Origin of the sequence: Amycolatopsis sp. NPDC004169 (genome assembly GCF_040610315.1) — a bacterium.
Taxonomy (GTDB): domain Bacteria; phylum Actinomycetota; class Actinomycetes; order Mycobacteriales; family Pseudonocardiaceae; genus Amycolatopsis.
The window spans coordinates 15,104-30,917 of the sequence record NZ_JBEXMD010000062.1; the positions used below are offsets into that span (position 1 = coordinate 15,104).

7 protein-coding genes are annotated in these 15,814 nt (G+C 74.0%); all 7 read left to right on the forward strand.

Features of this window, described 5'->3' with window-relative positions:
* Window positions 1-89: 89 nt before the first annotated feature.
* On the forward strand, window positions 90-1,766 hold the full coding sequence (locus tag ABZX11_RS44395) for an NAD(P)/FAD-dependent oxidoreductase (RefSeq protein ID WP_176176693.1): 1,677 nt from the start codon (window positions 90-92) through the stop codon (window positions 1,764-1,766).
* A 91-nt stretch (window positions 1,767-1,857) separates the two neighbouring features.
* Entirely contained in the window at window positions 1,858-2,136 is a 279-nt protein-coding gene (locus ABZX11_RS44400; protein WP_254897293.1) for an acyl carrier protein, read from the forward strand.
* A 3-nt stretch (window positions 2,137-2,139) separates the two neighbouring features.
* The gene (locus ABZX11_RS44405) at window positions 2,140-2,763 is read left to right on the forward strand and encodes a DUF2786 domain-containing protein (RefSeq protein WP_176176695.1); all 624 of its coding nucleotides are present in this window, start codon (window positions 2,140-2,142) and stop codon (window positions 2,761-2,763) included.
* The gene (locus ABZX11_RS44410; RefSeq protein ID WP_354924721.1) at window positions 2,760-3,980 is read left to right on the forward strand and encodes an acyl-CoA dehydrogenase family protein; all 1,221 of its coding nucleotides are present in this window, start codon (window positions 2,760-2,762) and stop codon (window positions 3,978-3,980) included. The genes ABZX11_RS44405 and ABZX11_RS44410 overlap by 4 nt, the downstream gene beginning before the upstream one ends.
* Entirely contained in the window at window positions 3,971-4,936 is a 966-nt protein-coding gene (locus ABZX11_RS44415; protein WP_354924723.1) for a pyridoxal-phosphate dependent enzyme, read from the forward strand. Before ABZX11_RS44410 ends, ABZX11_RS44415 begins: the two co-directional genes overlap by 10 nt.
* Window positions 4,936-14,988 (forward strand): amino acid adenylation domain-containing protein, encoded by a 10,053-nt coding sequence (locus tag ABZX11_RS44420; RefSeq protein ID WP_354924725.1) that lies wholly within the window; start codon window positions 4,936-4,938, stop codon window positions 14,986-14,988. The genes ABZX11_RS44415 and ABZX11_RS44420 overlap by 1 nt, the downstream gene beginning before the upstream one ends.
* A complete protein-coding gene (locus ABZX11_RS44425; protein ID WP_354924727.1) occupies window positions 14,985-15,797 on the forward strand; it encodes an ABC transporter permease in 813 nt (270 codons plus the stop codon). Before ABZX11_RS44420 ends, ABZX11_RS44425 begins: the two co-directional genes overlap by 4 nt.
* Window positions 15,798-15,814: the final 17 nt, after the last annotated feature.

Consider the following 15,814-nt stretch of genomic DNA (forward strand, 5'->3'; position numbering starts at 1 on the left):
GGGGACCCCAGAGTCGCGCTGACGAGCTCTCCCCCAGATTGTCAGCGCGCGGTCAGCCCGAGGTCACCGCTCCGGCATAGCGTCGGGGCGTGAACACCGAAGAGAACGCCGCCGGGCGCTGGGACGCCATCGTGGTCGGCTCCGGGATCGGCGGGCTCGTCTGCGCCGGCTACCTGGTGGCGAGCGGGATGCGCGTCCTGGTGCTCGAGCAGCACGACGTCGCGGGCGGCAACAGCCACGTGTTCCGCCGCCGCCGTGCCTACCAGTTCGACGTCGGGGTGCACTACCTCGGCGACTGCGGACCGGACGGCCTGCTGCCGCGGGTGCTCTCCGGCCTCGGCCTCGGCGACCGGGTGCGCTTCCACCCGATGGACCCCGACGGCTTCGACCGGATCGTCCTGCCCAGTGTCACGGTGGACGTGCCGACCGGGTGGGACCGCTACGCCGACCGCCTGCGGGCCGCGTTGCCCGCCGAGGCCGAGGGCCTCACCCGCTACGTCGACATCTGCTCGGCCGTCGCGCGGGCCTGCCGCCAGTCCGCCTCCGCGGACGGCCCGGCGGCCAGGGTGCCGGCCGTGATGCTGCGTTGGAGCCGCCGGACGCTGGCGCAGCTGTTCGACCACTGTGGACTGTCCGCGCGGGCGCGCACGGTGCTGGCCGCCCAGTCCGGCAACTACGGGTCCGCGCCGGCCGGCACCCTCGTCGTCGCGCACACGATGATGCTCGACGACTACCTGCGCGGCGCCTACTACCCCGAGGGCGGCGGCCAGGTGATCGCCGCGTCGTTCGTCGAGCTGCTGGAGTCGCACGGCGGGACGCTGCTCACCCGCACCCGGGTCGACGAGATCCTGGTCGAAGGCGGCAAGGCGGCCGGCGTCCGGCTGACCGACGGCACGGTGCACCGGGCCCCGATCGTGGTGTCCAATGCGGACTACCGCCGCACGGTCCTGGAACTGTGCGGTGGCCGGGAAAACCTGCCCGAGCCGGTGGTGGCCCGCGCGGAGACGGCGACGATGCGCCTGCCGCTCGCGGTCTGCTACGTCGCGCTCGACCGCGAGCTCCCGCTGCCCAGCGCCAACATCTGGTACTGGCCGGGCGAAGACGTCGAAGCCGCCTACGCGCGGGTGGAGGCGGGCGACCTCGACGAGCTGCCGTTCGCGTTCCTGTCCTTCGCGTCCCTGAAGGACCCGGTGCCGGGCTCGGCGTGCCCGCCGGGGCACATGAACTTCCAGATCATGACCGCCTGCCCGCCCGGCTACGCGCACTGGGGGCTCGCCGACGGCCCGGCGCACGGGGCCCGGTACCGCCGCGAACCCGGCTACCTCGGCGCGAAGAACCGGCTGACCGAACAGATGCTGGACCTCGCCGAGGCGGCGATCGGCCCGTTCCGCAAGCACCTCGTGCACGCCGAGACGTCGACGCCGCTGACCCAGGAGCGCTACACGCTCTCGACCGGGGGCAGCGCCTACGGCCTGCAGACCTGGGGCCGCGTCGGGCAACGGCCGGATATCGATTCCGGCATCGACGGTCTCTACCTGACCGGCCAGAGCATCTTGCACGGTGGCGGGATCGTGGGGGTCGCCACCGGAGGCGCGTTGTGCGCTTCGACGATCCTCGGCCGTCCGGTGCTCGCGGAGGGCGCGCTGGGAAACCCCGAACTGCTCCCGGAACGCGAGCCCGGCTGGGACCCGCTGCGCACCTCACGGGGGCTGCGGCGGCGCGAGGCCCGTGGGCTCGCCCTGCTCGACCGGGTCGTGGCGGGCTAGGGACGCCACCCGGAAAAGAAAAGAACTCGCGGCCCGGTTCGTCCTGGCCAGGGGTAATTGCTGCTGTCTTACGAAGGGAATGGTGAGTGAAGTGACGGAAACCGTGGCTGGATCGGCGGAGGTCCTGGACGACCGCGTCGTCGCGGGCATCTGCGCCGCACTCGAATCGGTGCTGGAGGCGGAGGTGGCCGACCTCGGCCCGGAGACCCGGCTCGCGGACGCCGGCCTCGACTCCACCGGCGTGCTCGAGCTGCTGATGCAGCTGGAAGAGGCGCTCGGCATCGAATTCGACGCGGAGAACCTGGAAATGAGCCACTTCGAGTCGGTCGGGTCGCTGGCCCGGTTCGTCTCGGCGGAAATGGCCGCCTGAGCGATGACCACGATCTCGCCGCCGATCACGGCGACCTGGGTGCGGTGCCACGACACCGCCCGGGCGGAAGGGATGGCCCCGGCACTGGCCGTGCTCCACGCGGCCCTGCCCGCCGGGGCGGACGCGGCCGGGGCCGGTGGCGCCGCGGTCCGGCCGGCCGGACCGGCGGACCGCGACGGCGACGTGCTCGTGGTCCGGACGGCGGAGCTGCCCGGCGGCCCCGTCGTCCTGGTGCGGGCCCCGCGGCCCGCGGGCGGGCCCGACCCGGTCCTGGCGACCGGGTCGGTGTGGCTGCGGCTGGGCCTGTCCGGCGCCCTGCTCGACACCGGGCTCGCCTACCTGGGCGGGCGGCGCAGCGGCGACACCACCCTGCTGCGCCGCCAGATGGTCCAGGGTGCCGTCGCCGAGGCGCTGACCGGGCAGCTCGAAGTACGCGCCTTCCTGACCGCGCACGAGGCGGGCCCGCCGCCGGAGGCCCTGGCCTACCTGCACCGGCGGCTCACCGAAACCGACCGCGTCCTGCTGCGCCTGCTGGGCGCGGCGGGGTACGTCCGCGGTGGCGCGGGCGAGGTCGCCGACGTCTCCGAGCTGCTCGCCGGGGCCTACACGCCGGAGGCCGTGGCGTGACGGCGACCGTGCTGGACGAGCGGCTGGTGACGCTGCGGGACGCGGCCCGGCAGTGGGGTGCGGAGTTCCGCACCGCGGGCGCCGGGCTCGACACCGACCCGGACGGCGTCGGCGAGCTCCTGGAGCTGGCCGGCGTCCGCTGCCTGGCCGCCATGCTCGTCCCGGAGGAGTTCGGGGGCGCCGGCCTGCGCCTTGGCGCCCACCGCTTCCACGGCATGACGGCGATCGAGCGGGCGGTGGTGCTCGAAGAGCTCGCCCGCGGCGACGCCGGCTTGATGCTGGCCGGCCCGGGCGCGTCGATGTCCGGCGTGCTCGTCGACGTGCTGGCCGACCGGGAGCAGAAGGAGTGGTTCTACGGCCGGCTCCTCGAGCGGCCGACCTGGACGTTCTTCGCGCTCACCGAGCCGGATCGCGGCTCCGACGCCACCGCGCTGGAGACGGCGCTGAAGATCTCGCCGGACGGCGGGCCGCACCGGCTCGACGGCCGCAAGAAGTACGTCGGCAACGCCGCCCGGGCCGCGCTGGGGGTCGTGTTCGCCCGCACCGGGCCCGGCCCGCTGGGCGTGACGGCGGTCCTGGTCGACACGGCGGACCCGGGTTTCCACGCCCGGCCGCTGGAGTCGCTGGGCCTGCGGGCCGCGCGGATCTGCGAGGTGACGCTGGACGGCGTCGAGGTGCCCGCCGAGCGCGTGCTCGGCCGGGACCGCTCGCCCGCCCGGCGGGGCATGTGGGCGTGCGTGCAGACCTTCAACCGGCTGCGGCCGGGTGTCGCCGCGATCGCGGTCGGCATCGCCGCGGCCGCGCACGACTACGTGCGCACCGAACACGGCGGGCTCGGCCGTGACGGCCGCGACCGGCTCGAGGAGCTGGGCCGGCGCATCGAGGGGGTCCGCCACCTGGTGCACCTGTCCGCCATCGAGGTCGACGCCGACGGCTCCCGCGGCCACCTCGCCTCGGCCGCCAAGGCGCAAGCGTGCCGGCTGGCCGAGGAGGCCACGCTCGCAGCCTGCGGCTTCTTCGGGCCGTCGGCCCGCTGGGACCACCCGGCGCTGGACAAGCTGGTCCGGGACGCCCGCGGCGTCGAGTTCATGGAAGGCGCCGGCAACATCCAGAAGCTCACCGTCTTCCAGGGCCTGGTCGCCGGCAAGGTCGGCCGGGGTGAGCCCTTTCCCGCGCACGCCGGGAAAACGCCGACCGGAGGTGCGTCGTGCAGGTGATCACCAGGCCGGAGGAGTTCGACGTCACGGACCTGTACGTCGACCTCGAACGCATCGTCGGCCGGCGGGTCCTGATGAAGTGCGAGGGCTTCAACTTCGCGCGGTCGAGCAAGCTCAAGCCCGCGCTGGAGATGGTGACGCTGGCCGAGCGCGCGGGCGTGCTGCGCCCGGGCTCGACCATCGTCGAGACGTCGTCGGGCAACCTCGGCGTGGCGCTGAGCCTGGTCGCGGCCAGCCGCGGCTACCGGTTCGTCTGCGTGACCGACCCGCGCAGCACGCTGCTCACCCGGCAGCTGATGCAGAACCTCGGCACCGAGGTGCTGGTCGCCGCCGACCCGGCCGCGGGACTGCGGCTGGTGCGCCGGCTGTGCGCGGAGAACGACGGTTACACCTGGCTGGACCAGTACGTCAACGCCGGCGCCTGGATGGCCCACTTCCGCTCGACCGGCCCGGACATCCTGCGCACCGTGCCGGACCTCGACGTGCTCTTCGTCGGGGTCGGCTCGGCGGGCACGCTCACCGGCTGCGCCCGCTACCTGCGCCAGGTCCGGCCGCAGGTGCGGATCGTGGCCGTCGAGTGCGTCGGCCCCGGGCCGCGGGCCGCCCGGCGCACCCGTGCGGTGCGCACCAGCGTGCGGTTCCCGGTCATCGACATGTCCCTTGTGGACGATCTGGTGCGCGTCGACGAGGCGGCCGCGATCCGGGCGTGCCGCCGGCTCGCGCTGAGCGGCTTCCTGCTCGGCGGCGGCTCCGGCATGGTGCTGGCGGGCGCGCTGGACTGGCTGGAGGACAACGACGCGGCCACGGCGGTGGTGATCTCACCCGACCTCGGTGACCGCTACCTGGACACGATCTACCAGGACCAGTGGGTCAAGGACAACTACGGCCCCGAAGCGCTGGCCGCCGGTGCCGAACACGAAACCCCGTACGCCAAAACACTCTTCGAGGTGCCCTGATGACCGCGGTCGACGCGTTCCTGCCCCTGTCCACCGCACAGACCGACGTCTGGTACGACGAGCAGCTCTCCGGCGGCGGCCTCGCCTACGCGATGGCGGACTACCTGGACATCACCGGCCCGCTGGACGCCGGGGTGTTCCGGACCGCCCTGCGCGCGCTGGCCGACGAAGCCGAGTGCTTCCGCGCCCGGTTCGTCGAGGTCGAGGGCGAACCGCGGCAGCTCATCGAGCCGCTGGACGAGCTCCCGATCCGCTACCCGGACGTCACCGGGGAAGCCGACCCGGAGGCCGCCGCGCTCGGCTGGATGCACGAGGACATGCGGAACCCGTTCTCCCTGGAGGACTTCCCGCTCTTCCGCGGCGCGCTGATCAAGGTGGGGGAGCAGCGGCACTTCTGGTACCTCACCACCCACCACCTCATCGGCGACGGCTTCAGCGCGGCGATCTGCCACCGACGGCTGGGCGAGCTCTACAACGCGCTGCTGAACGGGGAGGACCCCGGGCCCACCGCGCTGCCGCCGTTCCGGCTGCTGCTCGACGCCGACCTCGCCTACCAGGACTCCTCGCACCGGTTGCGGGACAAGGCGTTCTGGAGCAGGCACTTCGACACGACCCCCGACCTGGTCAGCCTGTCCGGCAAGGAACCGGCCCCGGCCCGCGGCTTCCTGCGGCGCACCATGGTGCTGCCGCCGGAGACGGCGAAGGCCGTGCGCGAGGCGGCTGCGGCCGCGAAGGTGACGCTGCCGACGTTCTTCATCGCCGCGATGGCGGCCTACACGCAACGGCTTTCGGGCATCAAGGACCTGCTGCTGACCGTCCCGGTCGCGGCGCGCGCGGGCGTACGCTCGCGGGCGACCCCGGGCATGGTCGCGAACTACCTGCCGCTCCGGATGCTGGTCGAGCCGCAGATGTCGATCGCGCAGCTGCTTTCCCAGGCTTCGAGCGAGCTCGCCGCGACCCTCAAGCACCAGCGCTACCACGTCAACCAGATCCGCCGGGACATCGGCGTGCGCAGCGACGAGCGCCGCCCGTTCGGCGGCCCGTTCGTCAACGTGCTGCCGCCCGAGCCCGGCCTGCGGCTCGGCGCGTGCCACACACGCGTGATGAACCTGTCGACCGGGATCACCAACGACCTTTCGCTGACCGTCCTCGACGTCACCGAGGACACCATCGAGATCCACCTCAACGGCAACCCCGACCTCTACGACGCCGAGGGCGTCCTGGCGCACCTGGACCGGCTCGCCGGTTTCGTCGGACGGCTCGCCGAAGCCGACGCTTCGGCGGTGCTGGGCTCGATCGACGTCGTGTCGGCCGACGAACTCGGTGAACTGCTGGCCGCCGGGGTCGGTGCGGCCGGGCCGGTCGGCGACGACGTCGTGGCCCGGGTGTGCGAGTTCGCGCTGGCCACGCCGGACGCGCTCGCGGTGGCCGACGGCGGGGAGTGGGTCTCCTACCGGTCCCTGGCCGGCCGGGCGAGCGCGCTGTCGCGCCGGCTGACCGGTGACGGCCTGGTCGGTGTGCTGGCCGAGCCCGGGGCCGGGTTCGTGTCGGCCGTGCTCGGCGTGCTGTGGTCGGGCGCGGCCTACGTGCCGCTGGACACCGGGATGCCGGTGGCCCGTCTGGCCGGGCTGCTCGCCGACGCGGGCGCGAACGCCGTGGTGGTGGGTCCGGGCTTCGAGGATCTGGCGGCCTCCGTGGTGGCCGCGGCCGGCGGCGGAGCCGCGATCGTCGGCCTGGACGACGCCGAGGACGTCGAATGGGCCCCGGTTCCCCGGGGTGATGCCGGGCTGGACCTCGGGTACGTCATCTTCACGTCGGGCTCGACGGGCCGCCCGAAAGGCGCGATGGTCCACCGTCGCGGGATGGTGAACCACCTGCTGGCCAAGGTGGAGGACCTCGGTCTGGCGCCGTCGGACGTGGTGGTGCAGAACGCGCCGGTGACGTTCGACGTTTCGGTGTGGCAGATGCTGGCACCCCTGCTGGTCGGCGGCCGGGTCCGGGTGGTTTCCCGCGCGGTGGCGGCCGATCCGGACGCGTTGTTCGGCCTGATCCGGGACGAGGGTGTGTCGGTGCTCGAGGTCGTGCCGTCGCTGCTTCGGGCGGCGCTGGACTCCTGGGCCCTGGGCGAGCACCCGGATGTCTCGGGGCTGCGCTGGCTGGTCGTGACGGGCGAGGCGCTGCCGCCGGACCTGACCGCCCGGTGGTCCGCGCGGTTCCCCGAGGTGCCGCTGGTGAACGCCTACGGCCCGACGGAGTGCTCGGACGACGTGACGCACGCGGTGATCCGGTCGGCCGTCGAGGTGGTCCCGATCGGCCACGCGGTGCGGAATTCCCGGTTGTACGTGCTGGGCGACGAGCTGCGCCCGGTGCCCGCGGGCGCGGTCGGCGAGCTGTTCGTCGGCGGCCTGGTGGTGGGCCGCGGTTACGTGGGTGACCCGGCGCGGACGGCCGCGGTGTTCGTCGCGGATCCCTTCGGGGAAGCCGGAACGCGGATGTACCGCACCGGCGACCGGGTCCGGATGCGCGCGGACGGTCAGCTGGAGTTCGTGGAGCGGCGGGACTTCCAGGTCAAGATCCGCGGTCACCGCATCGAGCTCGGCGAGATCGAAAGCGTGCTGCGGTCCGTGCCCGGCGTCCTGGACGCCGTCGTGCGCGTGCTCACCGACGCCGACGGCGGCAAGCGACTGGCCGGCTACCTCGTCGGTGTCGACGCCGAGACGCCGATCGACGCCGGTGACGTGCGCAGCACCGCCCAGCAGCTGCTCCCGGACTACATGGTGCCCTCGGCGCTGGTCGTGCTCGACGAACTGCCGCTCACCGAGCACGGCAAGGTCGACCGCGCGGCGCTGCCCGCCCCGGACTTCCGGGCCGAGGTCGTCGGGCGCCGCCCGCGCAACACCGTCGAGACGGTCGTCTGCGACATCCTCGCCGAGGTGCTTTCGGTGCCGCGCGTGTACATCGACGACAACTTCTTCGCCCTCGGCGGCGACAGCATCAGCGCGATCCAGGTGGCCGGGCGGGCCCGCACGGCGGGCATCGAGCTGACCCCGCGCGACATCCTCGAGCGCCGGACCCCGGCCGCGATCGCCGAGCAGGTCGCCGTCCGCGAGCCGGGTGCCGAAGCCGTGGTCGTGGCCGACGGGCCGCTGGTCGAGCTGACCGGCGACGAGCTGCGGGAGCTGGCGCCGGAGGGCGGCCGGATCGAGGACGCCTGGCCGCTTTCCGCGCTGCAGCAAGGTTTGCTGTTCCACGCCGAGTTCGACCCGGACGGCGTCGACGTCTACACCGTGCAGGCCACCGCGGACCTCGCCGGACCGCTCGACGTCGAGGCGCTGCGCCAGGCGTGCGCCGCGCTGCTGCGCCGGTACGCCACTCTGCGCGCCTACTTCCGGCACCGCCGCGGCGGCGACGCCGTGCAGCTGATCGCCGCCGAGGTCGGCCTGCCGTGGACCGAGCTCGACCTGTCCGCGCTGCCCGAAGCCGACCGCGAGGAGCGGGTGGGCCGGCTGGTGGCCGAGGACCGCGAACGCCGGTTCGACCTGGCGCACCCGCCGCTGGTCCGGTTCACCCTGATCAAGATCGCGGCCGGGCGCCACCGCTTCCTCTGGACCGCGCACCACATCGCCACCGACGGCTGGTCGGTGCCGATCCTCATCCGCGAGCTGGCCACGCTGTACACCCACGGCCCGGCGGCCGCGCTGCCGGAGGTCGCCTCGTTCCGGAACTACCTCGCCTGGCTCGGCCGCCAGGACGAGCGGGAAGCCCGGCAGGCGTGGCGCGAAGTCCTCGACGGCCTCACCGAGCCCACGAAGGTGGCGCCGGAGCTCGACGGCCACCTGACGGCGGTGCCGGAGTCCGCCGAGCTGGTGCTGTCCCGCGACGAGACCGCCGAACTCGTGGCGTGGGCCCGCGGGCACGAGCTCACGCTCAACACCGTCGTGCAGGCGTGCTGGGCGATCCTGGTCGGCAGGCTCACCGGGCGCCGGGACGTCGTGTTCGGCTCGGTCACCTCCGGGCGCCCGGCCGAGCTGCCGGGCGTGGAGACCATGGTCGGGATGTTCATCAACACGGTGCCGGTCCGGGCCGACCTCGACCCGGCGGGCACCCTGACCGAGCTGCTGGTCCACCTGCGCGACCAGCAGGCCCGGATGTCGGCCTACCAGCACGTCGGGCTGGCCGAGGTGCAGCACGACGTCCCCGCTCTCGCCGGCACCGGCGAGCTGTTCGACACCGCCATCGTCTTCGAGAACGTGCCCGCCGAGGGCGAGCAGAACGATGTCGTCCTCGGCGACGACGTCCGCGTGCTCGACGCGGTCACCGAGGACTCCCGCCACTACCCGCTCAGCCTGGTCGTGAACCCGGGCAGCGAGCTGGCCTTCCGCTTCGACTACGCGCCCGAGGCGTTCGACGCCGAGCGCGTCGCCCGGATCACCGGCGTGTTCCGGCACCTGCTCGGCACCGCGATCGCCGATCCGTCGGTGCGGCTGGGCGCGATCGACGTGGTGCCGGAGGGCGAGCTGGAGCGCGGCGCCGGTGCCACCGGGCCGGTCGGTCCCGACGTGGTGGCCCGGGTGCGCGAGTTCGCGCTGTCGGCCCCGGAAGCGCCCGCCCTCTCCGACGGCGGGGCGTGGCTTTCGTACCGAGCGCTGGCCGGCCGGGCGAGCGCGGTGTCCCGCCGCCTGGGTGACGGCGTGGTCGGGATCCTGGCCGACCCGGGAGCCGGGTTCGTGACGGCCGTGCTGGGCGTGTTGTGGGCCGGGGCGGCGTACGTGCCCCTGGACCCGACGCTGCCGGTGGCCCGGCTGGCCGGGCTGCTGGCGGATTCCGGCGCCGCGTCCGTCGTGGTGGGCCCCGGTTTCGAGGACCTGGCGGCCGAGATCGCCGGTGGCGACACCGGAATCGTGGTCCTGGACGACGCCGAAGACGAGGACTGGGCGCCGGTTCCCGCCGGCGACGCCGGTCTGGACCTGGCGTACGTGATCTTCACGTCGGGTTCGACGGGCCGTCCGAAGGGCGCGATGGTCCACCGCCGGGGGATGGTGAACCACCTGCTGGCCAAGGTGGAGGACCTCGGTCTGGCGCCGTCGGACGTGGTGGTGCAGAACGCGCCGGTGACGTTCGACGTTTCGGTGTGGCAGATGCTGGCACCGCTGCTGGTCGGTGGCCGGGTCCGGGTCGTGTCGCGGGTCGTGGCGGCGGATCCGGACGCGTTGTTCGGGCTGATCCGGGACGAGGGTGTGTCGGTGCTGGAGGTCGTGCCGTCGCTGCTGCGCGCGGCCCTGGATTCCTGGGACCTGGCCGGGCAGCAGCCGGACCTGGCGGGGTTGCGCTGGCTGGTCGTGACCGGCGAGGCGCTGCCGCCGGACCTGTGCTCGCGGTGGTTCGCCCGGTTCCCGGACGTGCCGCTGGTGAACGCCTACGGCCCCACCGAGTGCTCGGACGACGTCACGCACGCGGTGATCCGGTCCGGTCCCGACGTGGTGCCGATCGGCCGTGCGGTGCGGAATTCGCGGCTCTACGTGCTCGGTGACGAACTGCGCCCGGTGCCCCCGGGCGCCATCGGCGAGCTGTTCGTCGGCGGCCTGGTCGTCGGCCGCGGCTACGTCGGCGATCCGGCCCGGACGGCGGCGGTGTTCGTCGCGGATCCCTTCGGTGCGCCCGGAACGCGGATGTACCGCACCGGTGACCGCGTGCGGATGCGCGCGGATGGTCAGCTGGAGTTCGTGGAACGGCGGGACTTCCAGGTCAAGATCCGCGGCCACCGCATCGAGCTCGGCGAGATCGAAGCCGGCCTGGCCGCGCACGCGGGCGTCGGCGAAGCGGTCGTCACCGTGCACGGCAGCGGCAACGACCGGCGGCTCGTCGCCTACGTCACCGGCACCGCCACCGCCGACGAACTGCGCGAGCACCTGACCGCGCAGCTGCCGGCGTACATGGTCCCCGGCGCGTACCTCGTCCTCGACCGCTTCCCGCTGACCGCGCACGGCAAGATCGACCGCAAGGCGCTGCCCGCACCGGAACAGCAGGCCGGGCCCGCCGCCCGCGGGCCGCGCACCCCGGTCGAAGCCACCCTGTGCGAAATCTGGGCCGACGTCCTCGGCGTCCCCGAGGTCGGCATCGACGACGACTTCTTCGTCATCGGCGGGCACTCCCTGCTGGCCAACTCGGTCGTCAGCCGGGTCCGGTCCGCGTTGGCCGCCGAACTGTCCATTCGCGACCTGTTCGAGGCGCGGACGGTCGGCAGGCTCGCCGGGCGGCTCGTCTCCGCGGGCCAGGCGGGTGCCGGCTTCCGCAAGCTCGCCCGGCCGGAGCGGATCCCGCTGTCCCACGCGCAGACCCGGATGTGGTTCCTGAACCGCCTGGAAAGCTCCGGGTACACCATCCCGCTGGCCGTCCGGCTCGGCGGCGAACTCGACCCGGCGGCACTGGCGGCCGCGCTCGGCGACGTCGTCGAGCGGCACGAGATCCTGCGCACGGTCTTCCCGGACGTCGACGGCGTCCCGTACCAGCGGGTGCTGCCGTCCGCCCCGGACGCCCCGCTCGCCACGGCGCGGGTGACCGAGGACGAGCTCACCGCGGCCGTGGAAGCCGAGGTGGCCCGCGGGTTCGACCTCGCCGTCGACTGCCCGCTGCGCGCCACCCTGTACCGCGTCGGGGACGGCAGCGAGCACGTCCTGCTGCTCGCCCTGCACCACATCGCGGGTGACGGCTGGTCCGTCGACGTGCTGGCGCGCGACCTGGCGACCGCCTACGACGCCCGGGTGCGGGGCACCGCGCCCGGCTGGGCACCGCTGACGGCGCAGTACGCCGACTACGCGGTCTGGCAGCGCGAACTGCTCGACGACCGGGCCGCGGTGGACCGGCAGTGGGAGTACTGGCGCACCGCGCTCGACGGCCTGCCCGACGAGCTGCGGCTGCCCGCGGACCTCCCGCGCCGCGCCGCCACCGCCTTCCGCGGCGGCTCGGTCGGCTTCGAGGTGTCCCCGGCCGTCCACCAGGCACTGACCGAGCTGGCCCGCCGGTCCGGCGCCAGCGTGTTCATGGTGCTGCAGGCGGCGGTGGCCGCGCTGCTCACCAAGCACGGCGCGGGCACGGACATCCCGCTCGGCAGCCTGGTCGCGGGGCGCTCGGACGCGGTGACCGACGACCTGGTCGGGTTCTTCGTGAACACGCTGGTCCTGCGCACCGACACCGGCCGCGACCCGACGTTCGCCGAGCTGGTCGCCCGGGTGCGCGACACCGACCTCGAGGCGTACGCGCACCAGGACCTGCCGTTCGAGCTCCTGCTCGAGCTGGCCCGGCCCGCGCGCTCGCTGGCGCGGCCGCCGCTGTTCCAGGTGATGCTGTCGTACTACGAGGTCCCGGACCCGCGCTTCACGATCGGCGGCCTCGCGGTGCGGCCGGAGATCCTCCCGGCGACCGGCGCGAAGTTCAAGTTCGACCTGACGTTCCAGCTCGGCGAGCGGCCGGGCGACGGGGGACTGGAGGGCAGCATCGAGTACTGCGCCGACCTGTTCACCCCGGAGACGGCGGAGCTGCTCGCCACGCGGCTGAACCGGCTGCTGGCGGCGGTGGCCGAGGACCCGGGACGGCCGCTGAGCGGGATCGAGCTGGCCCCGGCCGAACCGGCCGTGGTCCCGGTGGAGCCGTCGGAACTGCCGGTGCTGCTCACCGGCCGCGGCCCGGCGCTGCTCGGGGACGGCGTGCGGCTCAGCCACGCCCAGCTGCGCCGCAGGGTGACCGCGGAGGCCCGGAAGCTGAAGGCCCGCGGCGCGGGTCCGGAGTGGACGGTATCGATCGCGACGGCCTCGCCGGTGGACCGGATGGTCCAGGTCCTGGCGGCACTCGAAGCGGGGGCGGCCTATCGGCTGCTCGAACCGGCCGGGGAATCCGCCGCGGAGACCGAGGTCGCCGGCCCGCAGGCTTCCGGCGGGGTTCGCGGCTCGCGGAGCGGCCCGGCGGTGGCCGAGGTGGCCCGCCCGCCGGCTTCCGGCGGGGTCGGTGGTGCACCGGTGGCCGGGGCCGGCCGCTCACCGAGCGAGGCCGATTCCTCCGCCGCCGTGCCGGTGTCTCCCGCGCATGCGGCCGCCCACCTGCCCGACGGCACCGTCCTCTCCCGGCGTGCCCTCGCCGCGTCCGTCGCCGCCCTGCGGGAGTCCATTCCGGACGGCAGCCGGGTCATCGTCCCCGAACTGTCCGATGCCGTCCCCGTCACCCTCGCCGCACTGGCGGCCGGTGGCTCCGTCCACTTCGGTGCCGGCGACGCGCCCGCACTCGCCCGGCTCCTCGAAGGCGATCTGCCCGCCGTCCTCTTCGCCACCGCCCACCAGGTCCGCGCGCTCGCCGCGGGCCACGAAACCGCGCTCGCCGGCGTCCGGCTGATCGTCACCGGCGAACCCCTCGCCGCGCCGCTCACCGAACGGCTCTCCCGCGCCGGTGCCGAAGTCCACCTCCACCACCGTGGCCGCACCGGCCACGCCGAACCCGGCACCCTGCCGCACCTCACGGGCGCGTACGTCCTCGACGAGACCCTCCACCCGGTCCCGCCGGGCGCACACGGCGAACTCTGGCTCACCGGCCCGGGCCTCGCCCGCGGTTACGCGGGAGACCCCGGCCGCACCGCCACGCGGTTCGTCGCCGACCCCTTCGTCCCGGGGGAGCGGATGTTCCGCACCGGCGAGATCGTCCGCCGCCGCCTCGACGGCACGCTCGAACCGGCGGACGGCGCCGTGCGGGCGCGCGGGTTCGCCGTCCGGCCGGTCGAGGTCGAGGCCGCACTGCTGCGGCACCCCGGCGTCGCCGCGGCCGAGGTCGTGGTCCGCGACGACCGGCTCGTCGCCTACGTCGTCGGCCGCGGGGATGGCCTGCGCGAGCACCTGGCGCGGGAACTGCCGGACTTCGCGGTGCCGTCGGCGATCGTCGAGCTCGACGCCGTCCCGCTCACCCAGGACGGCGAACTCGACCACGCGCGGCTGCCCGCCCCGGCCACGAAACCGGACGGCAGCACCCCGGCCGAGGAGGTCCTGCGCCTGGCGTTCGCCGAGACGCTCGGCCTGCCCGAGGTCGACGCCGACGCCGACTTCTTCGCACTGGGGGGCAACAGCCTGCTCTCGGTGCGGCTGGTCGCGCTGGCCCGCCACGCCGGCCTGCGGTTCACCGTCGCGGACGTCCTCACGCACGCGACGGTCGAGCGACTGGCCGCACTGGCCGGCACCGGCGACGGTGGTGACGGTGACGGTGGCGACGTGCTCGACCCGTTCGCCCCGGTGCTGCCGATCCGGCCGGACGGCGACCGCGAACCGCTGTTCTGCGTGCACGCCGGGCTCGGGCTGAGCCTGCCGTACCTCGGGCTGGTCCAGTACCTCGACCCGGGACGGCCGATGTACGGGCTGCAGTCGCCGCACATCGGCTCCGGCGGCGAGCTGCCGGTCAGCGTCGAGGACGTCGCCGAGGAGTACGCCGCCCGGATCCGCGCGATCCAGCCGTCCGGCCCGTACCACCTGCTCGGCTGGTCGTTCGGCGGGCTGCTGGCGCACGAGATCGCCGTGCAGCTGCAGGAAGCGGGCGAACGCGTCGAGACACTGTGCGTGCTCGACAGCTTCCCGGTCGGCTCGGCCGGCCAGACCCCGCCCACCCGGCAGGAACTGCTCGTCAGCTTCCTCGAGCACCTCGGTCACGACGCGGACGAAAACGCCGAGCTGTCCCCGGCGGCCGTCATCGACGTCCTGCGCCGCGGCGGTTCGCGGCTGGCCGGGATCGGCGAGGAACGCATGTCCCGCGTGCTCGACGTGATGAGCAACAACGGCGAGCTCGCGGTCCGGTACGAGCCCGCCCGCTTTTCGGGCCGCCTGCGGCTGTTCCTGGCCGCCGAGGGGCTGTCCGAGGCCGACCTCGCCGAGCGGCCCGGCCGCTGGGCACCGCACGTCGACGGCGCGATCGAGACGCACCGCATCGGCTGCGGGCACGAATTCATGATGCACCCGCAAGCCCAGGCCGCCATCGGCCGGATCGTCGCCGCCGCTCTGGACGGCTCTTCCGAGGAGGACGAATGACTGTGCTCACCCCGGCGCGCACCGGGCGGGTTTCCGACGCCGTGGTGGAGGTGCTGGCGCTCGCCGGGCGCCGGCTGACCCACCTGCGCAACGTGCCCGCCCGCCTGCTCGCGGTCACGCTCAACCCGCTGATCACCATGCTGGCGATCGGGTACGTGTTCAAGGACGCGGTGATCGTGCCGGGCAGCGGCAGCTACCCGGAGTTCCTGTTCCCGGCCGCGCTGATGCAGGTCGGCCTGGCCGGCATCGCGCCCACCGCGATCGCCGTCGCCACCGACCTCAACGGCGGCCTGACCGACCGGTTCCGCTCGCTGCCGATCGTCCGGCCCGCCGTGCTGATCGGGCACTCACTCGGCGACTTCGTGGTCGGCCTGATCGCACTGGCCATCACGGTCGCCTCCGGGCTGCTCGTCGGCGGCCGGGTGCACACCGGGTTCCTGCCGCTGCTGGGCGGGCTCGCCCTGCTCGTCGTGTTCCTCTACGCGATGATCTGGGTCGGCATCCTGCTCGGGCTGTCCCTGCGCAACCCCGAGGCGATCGACGGCATTGGCGCGGTGGCGACGCTCGGCCTTTCCTTCCTCTCCAACGCCTTCATGTCGACCGACCGCCTGCCGGCGTGGCTGCGGCCGGTGGCGGAGTGGAACCCGGTCAGCTCGGTGACCACGGCGGTCCGCCGCATGTGGGGCACGCCGGTCGACGAGACGGGCTTCCCGGCCCAGCACCCCGGCGTGGTCGTGGCGATCACCCTGGTCCTCACGCTGGCGCTGACCGGCTTCCTGAGCTTCCGCAAGTACCGCACCATCGCGTAGTCAGGTGGCGGTCAGCG

What these genes read in the sequence shown, in the direction of transcription:
- ABZX11_RS44405 (WP_176176695.1), top strand. Translation starts at nt 2,140, where the DNA reads ATGACCACGATCTCGCCGCCGATCACGGCGACCTGGGTGCGGTGCCAC.
- ABZX11_RS44420 (WP_354924725.1), top strand. Translation starts at nt 4,936, where the DNA reads ATGACCGCGGTCGACGCGTTCCTGCCCCTGTCCACCGCACAGACCGAC.
- ABZX11_RS44425 (WP_354924727.1), top strand. Translation starts at nt 14,985, where the DNA reads ATGACTGTGCTCACCCCGGCGCGCACCGGGCGGGTTTCCGACGCCGTG.